This window comes from Halomonas sp. PA16-9 (assembly GCF_009728585.1).
GTDB lineage: Bacteria > Pseudomonadota > Gammaproteobacteria > Pseudomonadales > Halomonadaceae > Vreelandella > Vreelandella titanicae.
Map to the genome: position 1 here is coordinate 814,783 of NZ_CP040451.1, position 16,044 is coordinate 830,826.

Genomic DNA, 16,044 nt, shown 5'->3' on the forward strand with positions numbered 1-16,044 from the left:
GTTATGGTCGCGCCCCGCTGTGTCAATTTGATGACGGACGGTCGCAAGGCCGGATTTTTTATCAGGGGATTGTTTGTTACCGATGACTGACCTAGCGCATTTGAACCCACGCCATCGCGAGTTAATTGCTTTGGTTGAATTGCATGGGCATGCCTCGATCGAATTTCTTGCCCAGCGGCTCAACTGTTCCGCTCAAACCGTGCGGCGCGACATTCGTAAACTGTGTGACGCCAACGTACTCCAGCGTTTTCGGGGCGGGGCTCGGATCGAAAAACCCCAGGTGAGGCTTGGCTACGCCACCAAACAGGATTCGCAGCAGGTAGAGAAGGGGCGTATGGCGACCCTGGCGGTATCGCAGTTGCAGGAAGGTGAAGCGCTGTTTCTGGATACGGGCACAACCTGCGATCATGTTGCACGCGAGCTGTTGAACTACCGTAAAAGGCTGCACGTGGTCACTCATAACCTAACGGCCGCGCTGACGCTCGCTGCCCAGCATCAGTTGTTCGATATTCATGTGGTGGGCGGAAAGGTGGCGGGACGGGATGGCGCGCTGACTGGGTCGCGCACCATCAAAGAGCTGGCCAGCTATCGGCTGGATGTGGCGATGATTGCTGTTTCGGGCATAGATGCTGAGGGCTATCTGCTCGATTTCGACAGTGAAAAATAGAAGTAAAACAAACCATGATGCGCCACGCTGGCCGTAAAGTTCTGCTGATGGGGTCAGCGAAATTATGCCAGCGCGGTATCCAGCGTGTTGCTCATCTTGATGAGTTTGATCAAGTGATTTGTGATGCGCCTGTGCCGGAAGAAATTCAGGCGCTCATGACCTACCCTGAGCGTTGGCAAGAAGCTTTATAGGCTCGCTGGTTGAGTTGGCTGACGGAGAGTGTAGCGGGCGTTGGTGCGTTCATTGCTGTCCCTTGCTTTAGGGAATCCGGGAATCTTTACGGCTAGTCGAGTAAAGTGGTGTCGTTACTTCAAAGTATCATTGTATTACCGAGGGAATCACGAGGAAATGCTATGAGCCACCAGCTTACATCGCTGATCGCTTTTTACCGTGGCGAGGCACCGGATCATAAAGGGCGCTATATCAATACCATTTGGGCCTTGTCGCACTTCTGGCTGGAGCACACCCATGATTATATTCAGTGGCTTTTTCCCATTCCCGAGGCTGGCCGTTTTAACGGTTTTGCTCCGCGACTGACTGATGTCGAGCGTGACATATTTCAAGACGATAGTGCGTTACGTGAGCAACAGCGAGTCTCGCTGGATGTCATGCTGAGTTTTTTGGGTTTAACTCGGGATGGGCTCACCATTACTGCCCAGCCGAGCCTTAATATCCGCGAGCATATTTGGCTCAAAGCAGGTGGGCATAATCACCTGCGTATTTCGCGGATGATTCGTTCGTTGGCACTTTGTCACCAGTACGATCTGGCGCTGGCTTTACAGGAAGCGGTGATACGTATTGGTACCGAGCAGGGCATCGTTTCGGATGCCTCGATCCAGTATTGGAGCGAGGCGCATAAAGAGTAGCCTGTATTATTCGGATGTTGTTACTGGCATGCCGCAATAATAGAAAAGCCGTAAAGCCTAACGTCTGGCGTTCCCTCTACGAGGCAGCCTCTTCGGCGTGATGTGGTCACCGGGTCTGTGAGTGGCTGGAAATAGCTGAAGTGGTGGCTCGCTGGGTCATCGTTATTCACATCGGTATTTAACTGAGATACGATCCTTTCGTGTGTTGCAGCGCTGAGCGCTTCCCATTGATCTGTATTGCCCTTCTGTCTGTTATCCACATGCAGGTAGAGGGCGATAGGGAGCTTGATAACCTTCTTCTTTAGTGCTTTTCCCAGGCTTGTTTCATCAAGCTCGATGAGCTGATTGACGGCTTTCTGCCACGGGCGAACGAGTCGCTGTGTCGTTGTTGTGTATTCTTCACCAAGTTGACGACCATTCACAGAAGCACGAATGACTTTTAGTTCGACGAGAAAGCTGGTGCTGCGATAGTCGAAAATGATATCCACTCGGCCTTTGCCGCTGGCTTCATCTGTCTGACGAGATACCTGTACTTCAGTGGCAATGTGGCCAATCTGGCTATTAAAGCCATCACTGAGCAGCGCCTTGATAAAGGTACCGTAGAGTTCCCGCTCATTGGGAATACGTGTATTGCGAATGAAATGACGCGTATCTGGATCGTCAAGCGCTTCCCCCAAAGCACTGCATAACGTCACCATCATATCGCGCGAAACACGAGCCCCCGTGATGTTATCCGGATTGCTGTAGTAGAGCTGCCTAGGTTGGTCTGCCATCCTTGTTCCCTTTTATTAATAATAAACAGCATGATACACCTCTTAGCCATACTATTCGCTTAAGGGGTTGCTTGGCGCGCTGGTTGACGGAGAGTGCCTAGGGAGTGGGGGAGGCCATAAAATTACCCGCATTCGATCAGAAAACGTTTAAGGGCACCGGGGCAGGGCGCAGTTCAAAGGGCCGCCAGCGGATTTCCACATCTAAACCCTGGGTTGCCTGGGTAATCGCCTCTTCCGCCAGCAGGCAGAAGGGGCAAACGTAATCGGTGTAGATAATAATTTGTTGAGACAAAAAGCCCCCTTGAACAGTAAAAATGGCCAGCTATCAGCCTAACAGCATACGTCATTAGCATTTGGTATAAGCACAACAGCGTGACTGCATTGCTGGAAAGGCTCTCAAAACGCTATAATAAGCGATTAACCTTTCACGCCCCACTTCCTCTCAATCAGGGTGTTGCCGCTATGCTACGTATGGCCCAAGAAGCACTAACGTTCGATGACGTTCTCCTCGTTCCCGGCTTCTCCGATGTCCTCCCCAAGGATGTCAGCCTCAAAACCCGCCTGACCCGCAATCTTTCGCTCAATATTCCGCTCCTCTCTGCCGCGATGGACACCGTTACCGAAGCGCGTCTAGCGATTGCGATGGCCCAGGAAGGCGGCATCGGCATCATCCATAAGAGCATGGCCATGACCCAGCAAGCCGCTGAGGTGCGCAAGGTCAAAAAGCACGAAAGCGTGATTGTGAAAGACCCGGTCACCGTTAGCCCTAAAGCCAAGCTCGAAGACCTGCTCGCCATGGCCCGTGAATACGGCTTCTCCGGTTTCCCTGTGGTAGAAGGCGAAACCCTGGTGGGTATCGTGACCGAACGCGACATGCGCAGCCTAAACCACGGCGACAGCGTTGAAGCGATCATGACGCCGCGCGACCGGCTGGTTACCGTCAAAGAAGGTACCGACCTCGAAACCAGCAAAGCCAAAATGCGCGAACACCGCATCGAAAAAATGCTGATCGTTGATGACGAGTTCCACCTGCGCGGCCTGGTCACCTTCCAGGATATCGAAAAAGCCCGCACCTACCCAATGGCTGCCAAAGACAGCGATGGCCGTTTGTTAGTCGGCGCGGCAGTCGGCACCGGCCCGGAAACCCCGGATCGCGTAGCCGCCCTGGCCGAAGCAGGCGTGGACGTGATCATTGTCGATACCGCCCACGGCCACTCCCAAGGCGTTCTTGACCGCGTTCGCTGGATCAAAGAGCACTTCCCGCAGATTCAGGTGATTGGCGGCAACATCGCCACCGCCGGTGCAGCCCGGGCGCTGGCCGAAGCAGGCGCGGATGCCGTTAAAGTCGGTATCGGCCCTGGCTCAATCTGCACCACGCGCATTGTAGCTGGCGTTGGCGTACCGCAAATTACCGCGGTTTCCAACGTGGCCGAAGCGCTCAAAGAGTACGACATTCCGCTGATTGCCGATGGCGGCGTGCGCTACTCCGGTGATTTGGCCAAGGCGATTGCCGCTGGCGCCAGCGCCGTAATGGTAGGTGGCCTGCTGGCCGGTACCGAAGAAGCCCCCGGCGAAGTCGAGCTTTACCAGGGCCGTACCTACAAAGCCTACCGTGGCATGGGCTCCATGGGTGCCATGTCGCAGAGCCAGGGCAGCGCCGACCGCTACTTCCAGGATAAGAGCGAAGGCGCCGAGAAGCTGGTGCCGGAAGGCATTGAAGGCCGCGTTCCCTATAAAGGCATGATGAGCGCCATCGTTCACCAGCTGATGGGCGGGCTACGCGCTTCCATGGGCTACACCGGCTGCCGCGATATTCAGGAAATGCGCACCAAGCCGGAGTTCGTACAAATTACCGGCGCTGGCTTTAACGAATCCCACGTCCACAACGTGCAGATCACCAAAGAAGCCCCTAACTACCGGGTGAGCTAACCAGCGTATTTAGTTAAAACGGCGGCGGGCACAACAGCTCGCCGCTTGCTTTTTGGCCTTACCAGCGGCACCCACACCGCTTAACCGAGACCCCGCCATGAGTGACATTCACGCCCATAAGATTTTGATTCTCGACTTCGGCTCGCAATACACCCAACTGATCGCCCGCCGCGTACGCGAGATCGGCGTATATTCCGAAGTCCGCGCGTTTGATATCACCGAAGAAGAGATCCGCGAGTACAACCCCAACGGCATTATCATGGCCGGTGGCCCGGAATCCGTGACGGAACTGGACTCCCCGCGTGCGCCCCAGTGCGTGTTTGAAATGGGCCTGCCGGTGCTGGGTATCTGCTACGGCATGCAGACCATGGCCGAGCAGCTCGGCGGCAGTGTTGCTGGTTCCAACCAGAGCGAGTTCGGCTACGCGCAGATTCAAATCGACGAAAATAACGCGCTGTTCAAAGACATTAAAGACCATGTAGACGCTAAAAGCGGCAAAGCCCTGCTGGACGTATGGATGAGCCACGGCGACAAGGTCGCCGAAGCGCCCGCCGAGTTCACCGTGACCGCCTCCGCCGACGCCGAGCTGCCCGATTGCCGCCATGGCCTGGGAAGAGAAGCAGTTTTACGGCGTACAGTTCCACCCGGAAGTGACCCACACCCTGCAGGGCCAGCGTATTCTCGAGCACTTCGTGCTGGATATCTGTAAAGCCGAAAAACTCTGGACGCCTGCACAAATCATCGAAGACCAAGTACAGCGCGTGCGCGAGCAAGTGGGCGACCGCCACGTACTGCTCGGCCTCTCCGGCGGTGTGGATTCCTCTGTGGTTGCCGCGCTGCTGCACAAAGCCATTGGCACCCAGCTGACCTGCGTATTTGTCGATAACGGCCTGCTGCGTAAAGCGGAAGGCGACCAGGTCATGGAGACCTTCGCCAAGCACATGGGCGTGAAGGTGATCCGCGTAGACGCCGAAGACCTGTTCCTCGGCAAGCTAAAGGGCGAGAAAGACCCGGAAGCCAAGCGCAAGATCATCGGTAACACCTTCATCGACGTATTCGATGAAGAAGCCAGCAAGATCGACGGCGTCGACTTCCTGGCCCAGGGCACCATCTACCCTGACGTGATCGAATCCGCCGCATCTAAAACCGGCAAAGCGCACGTGATCAAATCCCACCACAACGTGGGTGGCCTGCCGGAAACAATGAAGCTCAAGCTGGTCGAGCCGCTGCGAGAATTGTTTAAAGACGAAGTGCGCAAACTCGGCCTGGAACTCGGCCTGCCCTACGATATGGTTTACCGCCACCCGTTCCCTGGCCCCGGCCTGGGCGTGCGTATTCTGGGTGAAGTGAAGAAAGAGTACGCCGATATCCTCCGCGACGCCGACACCATCTTTATCGAAGAGCTACGCGCCTCTGGCTGGTACGAAAAAACCAGCCAAGCCTTCGCCGTGTTCCTGCCGGTGAAATCGGTAGGCGTAGTAGGCGACGGCCGCCGCTACGAATGGGTCATCGCGCTACGCGCGGTAGAAACCATCGACTTCATGACCGCCCGCTGGGCGCACCTGCCCTACGAGCTGCTGGAAAAGGTTTCCAATCGCATTATCAATGAATTGGAAGGGGTTTCTCGGGTGACTTATGATGTGAGCAGCAAGCCGCCTGCTACTATTGAGTGGGAGTGAGTGTTGACTAGCTAGTTGCACAAGAAAATCCGCCGAAAGGCGGATTTTTATTAGTCGAATGCTTCTAAATAAATGTTTTAGTGATAGTTGAGTAGCCACCCCTCAGAGTAGGTCTTGTTCGCCGAGTAATCAGCCGTCAATACGTTTGCAATACAGTATTATTAAGTTGAGGTTGGTTGAGTGATACCGGAAGCATTTTAATAGGTGTTAAGTATTTTTTAAAAGTAATTCAGTAGATAAAACACTATTAATTTGGGATGGCGTCTGAGCTACTTGGCTGAGATTGAGAAAAGGCATGGCATAGTCGAAAAATCCAGAGTAAGGCGCCCTGTTTTCCTTCCATTTGCGAGGATTTGATGGCGGATTATCTCGGCGCTCACTGGTGGGCAACAGAAACTGATAAGTTACTGGAGTGTGGCTAGCAATGAGCAAAGATGTAGCTTACTTTGGGGAACTGATCGCCTGGAGAATATGCTATGAGAGTTTTTAATGGTTTTTAAAGGTGGTTTTACCAGCGACACAATAGATGCTTGGTCGGCATCGCGCTCGGGGGCATGGGCTGGGCGTGGTTTCCACTATCAGCACTTCGTTTCCACTTTGATACTTATTCGTCAGTGGGCCGGCTATACCCCTTCCGGCTATGTTATCCCTGAAGGACTAGAAGATAGTGTTATTGAGGCAGGGGGGCAGGAATTTTGGCTGCAAATCAAATCACGTAAGGATGGAACATTTTCCAGAAATAAAGTGGAGAGTGTTCTTGCTGAAGTTGAGGCTAAAGCTGTCGCAAGCAAGTCCCAAACAGCTATACGCTGCGCGGTGGTGTTGGAGCAATCATGTGCTGGTATGGCCGAAGTAGACATCGGTCAGCTATCCGAGGAATCATCCTACCAAGTGTTCGTTTGCTCGTTCCCCGGCGAAGAGAGTGTCGCCCTGATTACAGACAAGCTTGGTGTCGCAAAAATCATCGCCGAAGGACTTGTTAGTGACCTGTACCGTCTCGTGGCTGAAGCATCTCAGGCGAATGCATCCTTGCCTTTCGAGCGTCGACGGAAAATTTCTACCACGGAGGTAGAACGACGTATTTTTGAACGACTGGAGGCTGAAGATCCATCCGCCATTGAGCGCGCCTTAGCTGAAGGCATGCTTGAACCAGTTGATTTCACTGATTCGCTTAGCGAGCCTGCATTTTATCAGGGGGTAAAAGCTAAGCCGGGTCATGTTGCTGCAGGGCTGGTGATCCAAAGGCCTGGTGATACTCAGGTTGTGGTCGATGCTCTCAAAAAAAACAGACAGATCCTTCTTTCCGGTCCGTCTGGTGCCGGAAAATCCGCACTACTCTGGCTATCGGTCAATTCACTCGCCGGTGAAATTTGTTGGTACCAAGTCACATATCGAGCCGGTGTGGCCGATGCCGCCGCGATCATCAGTTTTGTACGGGCAAGGCGACCTTCCGAGAAATTGCCACTGGGACTAGTAATGGACGAACTCGGGACGGCCAACAGCGACCTTTGGGATGTACTTACCCGTGAACTTAAGGGCTACCCCTTTGTTTATTTTATTGGTTCGATTCGTCAGGAAGATGTTGTGCTTGTCACCAACCAAGTGGATACCGAAATCATTTCGGTAAACCTAGATGAGAATCTTGCTGAAGGGGTGTGGCGCAAACTCCGCTCTGATAACGAGACTAGCTGGGAGCACTGGAGAGAGCCTTTCGAGCAGGCCGAGGGCCTGATGCTTGAATATGTACATTTGCTGACTCAAGGTAAACGTCTATCCGCTGTTGTTGAAGAACAAGTCCGGCTTCGGCGACTAGCGAAAAGAGATGATGAGTTGGCCATTATAAGAGGCGCCTCGTTGCTTTTTACGTATGGCGCAGAGGTGAGAACTAAAGAGTTGTGCACAGTGCTTCATATTGATCCGGCCGATGCAAGTCGGGCACTGGCCCGGCTTATCGACGAACACTTGATAAGGGAAAGTCGGCCTGGGGTACTGGGTGGATTGCACGCTTTGCGCTCACATGCGCTTAGCAAGGCGTCCCATGATGAGGCCGTTTATCTGGCAGATGATTCCTTGTGGAAAGGTCTGGCAGCGGTGACTCACGAAACCATGCCAGGAGTTATCCAGTCGCTTCTCCGAGCCTGCTCTGCTGAGCAGGAGGCAACTGTGTTGCAAAAGCTTGCGGGTATACTGGCGGATAATCTGGATGTTGATGACTGGGTATCGATTCTGACGGGGCTTGGGCTGGCTACCCTTGAGCGCTATGTTGTCATTTTCATTGAAATCCTGGGGCAGCATGGTGTCCAGCGCGGGCAATGGTCACTGGCATCAATGTTTGGCTGTGATGCGCAAATCGATATTCCTGACCTGTCAGAGTTTGAGCATTGGCAAACACTGCGTAACGCCATCTTGGCATTCCGTGCATTATCGAAACCGGATTTACGGAATGCCTGCATGGATTACCTGCCTGAGAGTAGTGCCATTCCGGCTAGCCAAAACCTGGAACAGGCCAACCGACTATTTTCTTGTCTTGTTCCGATCTGTGGCGGTGAGCCGATACAAGTTAAGGTGACTCCAGATGTCGTGGATGATGAAGAGCATGACATACGTCAGGTTGCGTCGCTGTTATCAACGGCTTACTTGATTGAGCCGACTTTGGCTGAACAGCTTGCGCAGGCGTTGGGCGGTGAACAAGTCCTGTACGATTGGTTCCGGGCTCAAACCCCGTGGGTGGAAAGCCCCGTTGTTGATTCTGAAGGAGAGCATGGTCGAACCGTTCGTTCCGACTGGTATCACGTGGCCGAACAAGAGCAATCTGAGCCTCATGAGACAGTGTGCAGTATCTGCGAAACATTGATTGCTCTCTCCCCAGGGGCGGATGCCGCAGCAGCGGATGCGCTCAATCCGCTAGGACAGCCCATTGTTGTTTGTGGCTATAGACCCTGGTCCAAGAATATGCCAAGACAGAATATTGCCGCCAAGACCCGTGTGGCCTGGAACGTTGCCTTCCGTCAGATTATGTTTGCAAGATCGGTATCGATTAGTCTTACAGAGTATACGCAGCAGATGGCCGGTCTGGTAACGCGGACTGAAAAAACACTACGCTCCTTCACTGAAAAATGGATTCGTGGGAAAAGGATTGGGAATGCAGATGCCTTGGCAGTAGAGATCAATAACATCAACCATCAAGTGAACGCACTTACGTATGCAATACCTACCAAGCCTGCGCCAGTTATGGTCTTGCCCGCAAAAGGTGGAGATGGAGACGATTCTCTTGGCGCGTTACTTACCGGCATCCTGGGTAACCTAGTGAGACGATTGGGAAAAATTCCAAGTGACGAGAACGCCAAGGGGGCAGCAATGTTTGCGGGAAGCTTGGCAGCGCAGGCACATGGTCAGCGGCAGTCTGACATATGGCGAACGCACCCAGCACCACCCTTACGAGAGCTCAAGACGATTGAGGAACGTCTGAATGATCTTGCTTGTATCTTACACGAGATGGCATACGACAGTGGAAATACAAGCATCGAGGGAATCGTTAAGAGTGCACGAAAAGGAGCACCGGGCAAGGCGATTACTGCGGCTGCTAGGCGTTGTAGTATATTGGCCGAGCAGCGTCTTAACAGGCACTTTCAAACGCTGGAGAGAAAATTAAAGAGCAAGGGCTGGAATGCAAAGTGCTGGGTTCGCTCGTTGGATGAACCTGACAGTGTCCATTGGCCTGCAAAGGACGTTGCCATTACAGTGGAAATAGAGGATTTGGAAACAGATGCTACTTACATAGAGGATTCACTGGATCTTGGTCAGCAGTACTTTGGTGACGCTTGGCGCTTCAGGGTTGTGCCGGTTATCAATGGGATCGTGCTCGCACCTCTGGCATTGGCACCTTCTTTACCTGTGCCGCTACCTGACCTGAGTTTTTCCGATGAGTGGAAAAAGAGTATTACTCATCCTTTTTTTAATTCCGAAACGGTTGCAGCCTTTGATGATGCTCTGGCTGCATGTATACAGCTTTCGGGAATCATGGCTTGCCGTGATCTTGATAATTTGCACCCCGATGAAAACAGGGTTTTTTCTAAAGCTATAGAGGTCTTCAAGAGTAGCAGGGTCGTTGTTACTAATGTTGCTGAAGAAGTTGATTCCGAGTATGTGGAATGGGCCTGTGACCGTCTTGATCAGGCATGGAATCAGATTGTTGAGGAGTTCGATGAGCGAAAGGCAGGAAGGATAGTCAAGGAGCCGCTGTGTATGGGGCCTTACCTGGCAATTGCTGGGGAAGCAAATGACCAATCAATCGAAATTGGATTGATGCGTATGTTGATGCTACAGGATGAGTGCGTGCGTGCCGCAAACAACTAACCAAAACAAAGTGCGCCTTTCCTGACCAATTTACTTTACCTCAATTACGGCAAAATATCTGCTAACTGTCTGTCGCCCCTAACAGATGTGGTCGAATACTAGCTAACGAGGATGCTGTGGAAAGCTCCTAACAAGTCCTGAGAAGTACCATAACTTTAAAATCACTTTTTGTCCTAGGTGGCCGTGACGGTATTTTTTGCAACTGCAAATTCTGATTGAGCGGTGCTGAGTGAAGCTATTTAATTCACTTGAATTTAAGCACTCGCACACCCATTTCCAACTCTGATAATATGCAACGTGGTTGATTACGGTGTGAAAAATGCCGCTGCCAGAAAAATCGCTGCATCACCCGCGGAAACAAAGAGCTGGCGACTCTGACGGTAAACCCGACGGTAAAACTCTTAACCAACTTTTTTGTAAATCTTTTATCTTCAAAGAGTTATAATTATCGGTGGTGATTGAATGAGAGAGGTCGCTCGTTAAGTAATAGCTAATAAGAGATAAAAAAGCCCATTTTATGATGGGCTCTTTTTATATAAGCTTGAGTTAACTATTCCAACTACTCAGAGCAGTTATTTCAGTAAACAATAATTTTTATATCGGCTGGATTGTAAGGTTACCTCTGAGTATAAGGGGAAGATATTCTACTGGGGGCAGTCATGGCAATCTTTGACATTGAGAAAGACGAATTACTCCGGTTGTCCGATACTCAGCTAGAAGAGTTGATTGCTCGCCTCGCTGAGGCCGAAGTATCAGCTCATGGACATAGTCCGGCGTGCGTAAGCTGGTCAGGTTCAATCAATGCTCCTGACGGCGGAATTGATATCCACGTTCAAGTTCCTACCGATCAATTGAGTACAGGATTTCTTGAAAGGCCTAATACGATTCTTCAGGCCAAGAAGCACTCAATGTCGAAGGGTTCGATCGCGAAGGAAATGTCCTCTAAGGGTGAGCTTTCTGAGATGATTTCAGAGCAGGCTTCGAGTGGGGGCGGCTACATTATCGTCAGTTTGGAAGATGATTGCTCTCCTCTCATGAAGAGGGAGCGTCTCAAAGCGATGTTGGATGCCGTGAATGGCGATCCCAACAGCGGTAAAATTCACCTGGATTTCTACGACCGCTCTAAGTTGGTTCAGTGGGTGCGTCAGCATCCTTCAGTTATGCTGTGGGTCAAAGGAAAGCTCGGACAAGGTTATTCCGGTTGGCAACCATACGGGCCTTGGAGTAATCCACCTCAAGGCTCAAGCGATACGTTAATTTCGGCCCCTGGCGTTATGGTCACGCTACCATCGGGCCTGGGGCAGAAACTGAGCATAGAATATGCCATTGATCCAATGCGGAACCTCATACGTTCTACTACGAAGGCCATCCGGATTACGGGATTATCTGGAGTCGGGAAGACCAGGATAGTACAGGCACTATTTGACGAAACAGTTGGCACAAATGCTCTCGATCGAACCGTAGCCGTATATGTGGATACGGGGGCAGACCCAGACCCTTCGGCAACAGCGATGTTAGAGAGGCTTATCACTGAAGGCCGACGTGCCGTTATGATCCTCGATAATTGCCCATCAGAACTTCACTCTGCTCTTGCCAGCAAAGTATCAGCTGTGGGAAACGAGGTAAGACTCATCACCGTCGAGTACGATATTAAGGACGACAAACCGCAGACAACTGAGGTAATCCATATTGAAGCGGTTGGGCCGGAAGTGGCCGAGCAACTTCTGATTCGGCGCTTTCCTCACATTGGTAGAAACAACGCCCGCCGAATCGCAGAATTCGCCGATGGTAATGCAAGGGTGTCCTTGGCAATTGCCGAGAGGGTCGAGGAAGACGAGAGTTTAGCTCAGCTTTCTGATGCTCAATTGTTTGACCGCTTGTTTGAGCAGCGCAAACGTCCTGACGACGATTTGCGGCAACAGGCTGAAACCTTGTCTCTTGTATATTCCTTTTCGGTCTCAAACATGGAGAGTGGTAACAGCGAACTGGAAGTACTGGGCTCGATATTCGGATATTCCCATACCCAGCTGTTTCGATCCGTCAAGAAGTTGGTGGATCGACATGTTGTACAGAAGAGGGCTCATTGGCGGGCTATCTTACCTCATGCCATAGCAAACAAATTGGCTGCATCGGCGCTTGATAGTATCCCGGTTGATCGTCTCAATACGGCCTTTGAGGTTTCTGGTCATCAACGCTTGTTAATGTCGTTCGCGCATAGGCTGGGACTGCTGCATGAACATCCCGTCGCGAAAGAGATAGTTGAAGCTTGGCTCCAGCCTGACGGGCTGCTAGGTCGCATATCAACTTTGGAAGATACGGCAGTACGAATGCTGAACTATGTTGCCCCGGTCGCGCCTGAAGCCTTACTCGATAGAATCGAAACAGAGCTTACCGTGTCTGATTTTGAGGGTATGGGATCGCCTTACAATACACGCCGGAGGACAATTCTTAATCTTCTACAGTCGTTGGCATACGAAAAAAGCGCCTTTAAACGTTGTGTCAGACTCTTAATCCGTGTGGCGGATCTTGAAGACGAGAGCAATAACTATGATGCGGTTCGGAATAAGATCACAAGATTTTTCCAGGCATACCTGTCTGGCACACATGCTTCTCTAGATCAGCGCATAGCGATCATGGATGAATGCCTTTCATCAGGCGTAGCTGAGCGCAGGTCGCTAGGCTTCAGGATGCTTTCGACTGCTTTGAATGGGCCGCCATGGACAGGGTTCGGGGCGACTGAGTTTGGTGCTCGCCCAAGAGATTTTGGATTTCAACCTAACCACGATGAACTTGTTGAGTGGCGTACTGCCTTTATCAATGTTGCGGTGCGATTGGGAACCTCCGGCGATTCTGATCTTGAAGATCCCGCACGCCTGATCCTAGCGAACGCGTTTCGAGGGATATGGCGCCAAAAAGCCATGAGGGAAAAGCTCATTGATGCGGCTCGCAGGCTACATGCTCACCAAACTTGGAACGAAGGTTGGAAAGCCGTACGTTCAACGATCAATTTCGATTACACCAGACGTAAAGACGAAGATGGTTCCAAGCCGCTGCCGGGCAACCTGGCCGCGCTGGATAGGGAGTTGGAACCCCATGAATTGATCCCGAAAATCATGGCCAATGTGCTGAGCGCGGGGCACGATTGTTGGGCGCTAGACGACGATTTTAATCATGACGACACCAACAAGTATCGCAACGCTGAAGAGCGACTGGCAGCCAAGGCACTTCGATTGGGTGAGGACTTTGCAGCATCAAACTATGCACTCAACAAGTTGGGTTCTAACCTGTTCTCCAACAATAGAATGCCCTACCGAGCCGCATTCGGGAGAGGGTTAGCAAAGGGGACACATAATCTGCGAGTTGGTTGGAAGCAACTAGTCGTTCAACTGGAGCAGCAGCCCGAAGCCAACAGGGATTTTGCGGTTTTTGGCGGTTTCATCGAAGAAGCTGACTCTGTCGAGCCAGAGCTGACACAGGAGCTACTCGACCAATGCGCACAGCATCCTGAACTTCGAAACGTATTGGTCGGATTACATCCCCGGCGTGAGTTCACAGAAGCCGACTTAGATCGCTGCATGGCGCTTCTGGATGATCCTGACACTCGCACGGGGATGTATGGGCCGATCCTGTGGCGGGAAGAGTATGCTAATTTACCCGGAGATCGTGTTCTCAATCTTGCTCAGCGGCTCTTGAGTAAACCGAACGGCGATGACGTGATTCTGGATGCTCTTAGCATGAGATTACATGACACAGATTTAGCGGTGGACACTCTTGGTTCGGATCTTCGACTTGTCGGTCTGAGAGCAGCAATCCAGAGGCTGCAAAGAGATCACAGCGATCCTGGAGGGATCGTCGAGCATAACATGGAGTGCGTTGTTAGTGCCGCGCTGAGATTCGGTGGTAACAAAGCCGAAAAAATGAAGTGGCTGAACACGATCTTTACTGTTGTTGATAAGCACTATGGCCATATTTATGCATTCGAAAGTGCCATCGAAACAACTGTCGCGTTGATGCCAGACACGTTTCTCAATCGCGTTTTTGATGGCACTAAAGAAGAACAAGATCGACAGTTGTTCTTTATTCGCCATGGAGGCCTGTTGAGTTCTCCCCTCGCCAAAGTTGATGTGGACATTTTGATTGAGTGGTGTCGTTCCAGAAATGATAACAGCGTATGGGAGGCTATCGCAGCGGGTATCAATCTTTGGTCAGGGAACGAAGATCAGAGGGTAGTTGTGATGTCGGCGTCAGCAATCAAGCTGTTGGAAGCCTCTCCTGAGCCAGAAGAAGTTTTGGAGGTGTTCGCCGAGCGCATTATACTTTCATCTTGGTCTGGGAGCCGAGCGAACATGGTGCAATCTAGAGCGGATGCCATTGCCGAATTAGCTGAACACAAGAGCGTACAGATCGCTAAGGCTTCTAAATCGGTGTCTGCAAAACTGGTTGAGTGGATCGAGCGCGAGAAAGTGCGTGAACAGCAGGAAGATGAGAAGCGCGAGCAGCGGTTTGAATGAAGCCAGCTCTGACCGGGCTTCTGCAGATTCAATTTAAAAATGCTGCAGCTTGTATGTATTTCAGCAGCGGAAGGCTGCGTTGCAGCATCAACTGGCCCTTAAGTCGTCAATAAGGGCTGAACGCGTAGTTTACTCCTCTGACCAAGTTTCGGCACTGCAGCGCTCACCTCCTGCGTCTCATCGCTTAAAACGTGATCTATTAGTAGCCTTCGCTTAATAGAATGCGCAACTTAATGCCGCTTGTTGAACGGTAATCCCCCCATTAAGTGATCTCCATTCTTGGAGCATTCCCCTTATATCAGCCCCATCGATGTGGCCTTAAACAATGCGTGCTTAACGGTATAGACATTCATCTTTTCAACTATATTATTGGTATGAAATCTAACTGTTCGCTCAGATAAGTCCAGTATGATGCTGATTTCGTTGTATGTTTTTCCAAACTTAAGAAGGTTGGCGACTTCTAGTTCTCGTAGAGTCAGCTCTTTATAGTCAGGTGTCTCTTGGTTCTTCTCAAAAATACTAAAAGGTTATATAAATGCAGCTTCGCCATATCATCAAAATTTTTATTGAATTGAGATTCGGAGTTGTTAGTATAGACAGTTAAAATAGTCTTGGAGTTCCAGGTGTTTATAGAGAAAGATATTCCGAGAGATATGTTATATGTTTTTGTAAGATAGGTAATGTCTGAGTCGTAGTACTCTTCTGGTGACCACTTGAAAGGCGTTATGTGTTGCTTCGCTTCTTTAACTATGTCGCTTTTAATATACATTTTCCTATTTAGAAATTCAGTCTTCCACTCTTCTGGAAGGCTGGTTTCTAAATCAATTTCCATCCCGTTTCGGATAGTTAATAGCGAGTATCGATCCTCACCAAAATTCATTAAATACGACTTGAGCATGAGCCTAGCCTGCTGCAACTATCTACCATGAGGTTTCACCATGGATATCTTAGCTGATTTAATGGTACCGACCATATCTTTTAATATAAGCCTAACATAAATTAATATACCGGTAACCTAGGTGTTTTTCAAGGAAGCCTAGCTACATTCTAAATTCAAGAGCGCGAGGTGAGTGATATTGCGTTCATCGAGTGCCTAAATCGTCATATCTTCGGTAATACGGGCATCAAGCCGCACGCCGACACGGCAGATGCTGGAAGCGGTAGGCCATCGAGTGTGCTTAACTCTACTGTTTGTTCCTTCAGGTAGATCTATCGGGGTTGTTCGACAGAACCGTTGAATAGCTTTGTAGAAGCACGGGTGCT

Annotated in this window: 10 protein-coding genes and 1 pseudogene; 7 read left to right on the plus strand and 4 right to left on the minus strand. The window is 50.9% G+C overall.

Features of this window, described 5'->3' with window-relative positions; all coding sequences use genetic code 11:
* Positions 1-82 precede the first annotated feature (82 nt).
* The 3 genes from FDY98_RS03790 to FDY98_RS03800 all read left to right on the plus strand — a co-directional run bounded on the left by FDY98_RS03790 (position 83) and on the right by FDY98_RS03800 (position 1,533).
* Positions 83-667, plus strand: coding sequence for a DeoR/GlpR family DNA-binding transcription regulator (locus tag FDY98_RS03790; protein WP_155705683.1), 585 nt, complete (start codon positions 83-85; stop codon positions 665-667).
* Between the two features lie 14 nt (positions 668-681).
* Positions 682-858, plus strand: a complete 177-nt coding sequence (locus FDY98_RS03795; protein ID WP_155705684.1) for a hypothetical protein — start codon at positions 682-684, stop codon at positions 856-858.
* Between the two features lie 162 nt (positions 859-1,020).
* Positions 1,021-1,533 (plus strand): opioid growth factor receptor-related protein, encoded by a 513-nt coding sequence (locus FDY98_RS03800; RefSeq protein WP_027957326.1) that lies wholly within the window; start codon positions 1,021-1,023, stop codon positions 1,531-1,533.
* Between the two features lie 20 nt (positions 1,534-1,553).
* Here the strand turns inward: FDY98_RS03800 and FDY98_RS03805 are convergent, their stop codons facing one another.
* Positions 1,554-2,306, minus strand: a complete 753-nt coding sequence (locus tag FDY98_RS03805) for a hypothetical protein (RefSeq protein ID WP_022519928.1) — start codon at positions 2,304-2,306, stop codon at positions 1,554-1,556.
* A 136-nt stretch (positions 2,307-2,442) separates the two neighbouring features.
* Complete coding sequence (locus FDY98_RS03810) at positions 2,443-2,598, minus strand: DsbA family protein (protein ID WP_231500609.1); 156 nt, start codon at positions 2,596-2,598, stop codon at positions 2,443-2,445.
* 170 nt (positions 2,599-2,768) lie between these two features.
* Between FDY98_RS03810 and guaB the strand changes: the two genes are divergently transcribed.
* From guaB to FDY98_RS03830, 4 genes and pseudogenes are all read left to right on the plus strand, one after another.
* Entirely contained in the window at positions 2,769-4,235 is a 1,467-nt protein-coding gene (gene guaB, locus FDY98_RS03815; RefSeq protein WP_155705685.1) for an IMP dehydrogenase, read from the plus strand.
* A 97-nt stretch (positions 4,236-4,332) separates the two neighbouring features.
* Positions 4,333-5,914 (plus strand): annotated as a pseudogene (gene guaA / locus FDY98_RS03820) (glutamine-hydrolyzing GMP synthase).
* 489 nt (positions 5,915-6,403) lie between these two features.
* A complete protein-coding gene (locus tag FDY98_RS03825) occupies positions 6,404-10,270 on the plus strand; it encodes a hypothetical protein (RefSeq protein WP_027957324.1) in 3,867 nt (1,288 codons plus the stop codon).
* Positions 10,271-10,929: 659 nt separating this feature from the next.
* Complete coding sequence (locus FDY98_RS03830; RefSeq protein ID WP_027957323.1) at positions 10,930-14,781, plus strand: hypothetical protein; 3,852 nt, start codon at positions 10,930-10,932, stop codon at positions 14,779-14,781.
* A gap of 293 nt (positions 14,782-15,074) precedes the next feature.
* Here the strand turns inward: FDY98_RS03830 and FDY98_RS29270 are convergent, their stop codons facing one another.
* Both FDY98_RS29270 and FDY98_RS29275 read right to left on the minus strand, forming a co-directional pair.
* Complete coding sequence (locus FDY98_RS29270; protein ID WP_155705972.1) at positions 15,075-15,299, minus strand: helix-turn-helix transcriptional regulator; 225 nt, start codon at positions 15,297-15,299, stop codon at positions 15,075-15,077.
* On the minus strand, positions 15,257-15,679 hold the full coding sequence (locus FDY98_RS29275; RefSeq protein WP_155705686.1) for an autoinducer binding domain-containing protein: 423 nt from the start codon (positions 15,677-15,679) through the stop codon (positions 15,257-15,259). The genes FDY98_RS29270 and FDY98_RS29275 overlap by 43 nt, the downstream gene beginning before the upstream one ends.
* Between the last annotated feature and the right edge of the window lie 365 nt (positions 15,680-16,044).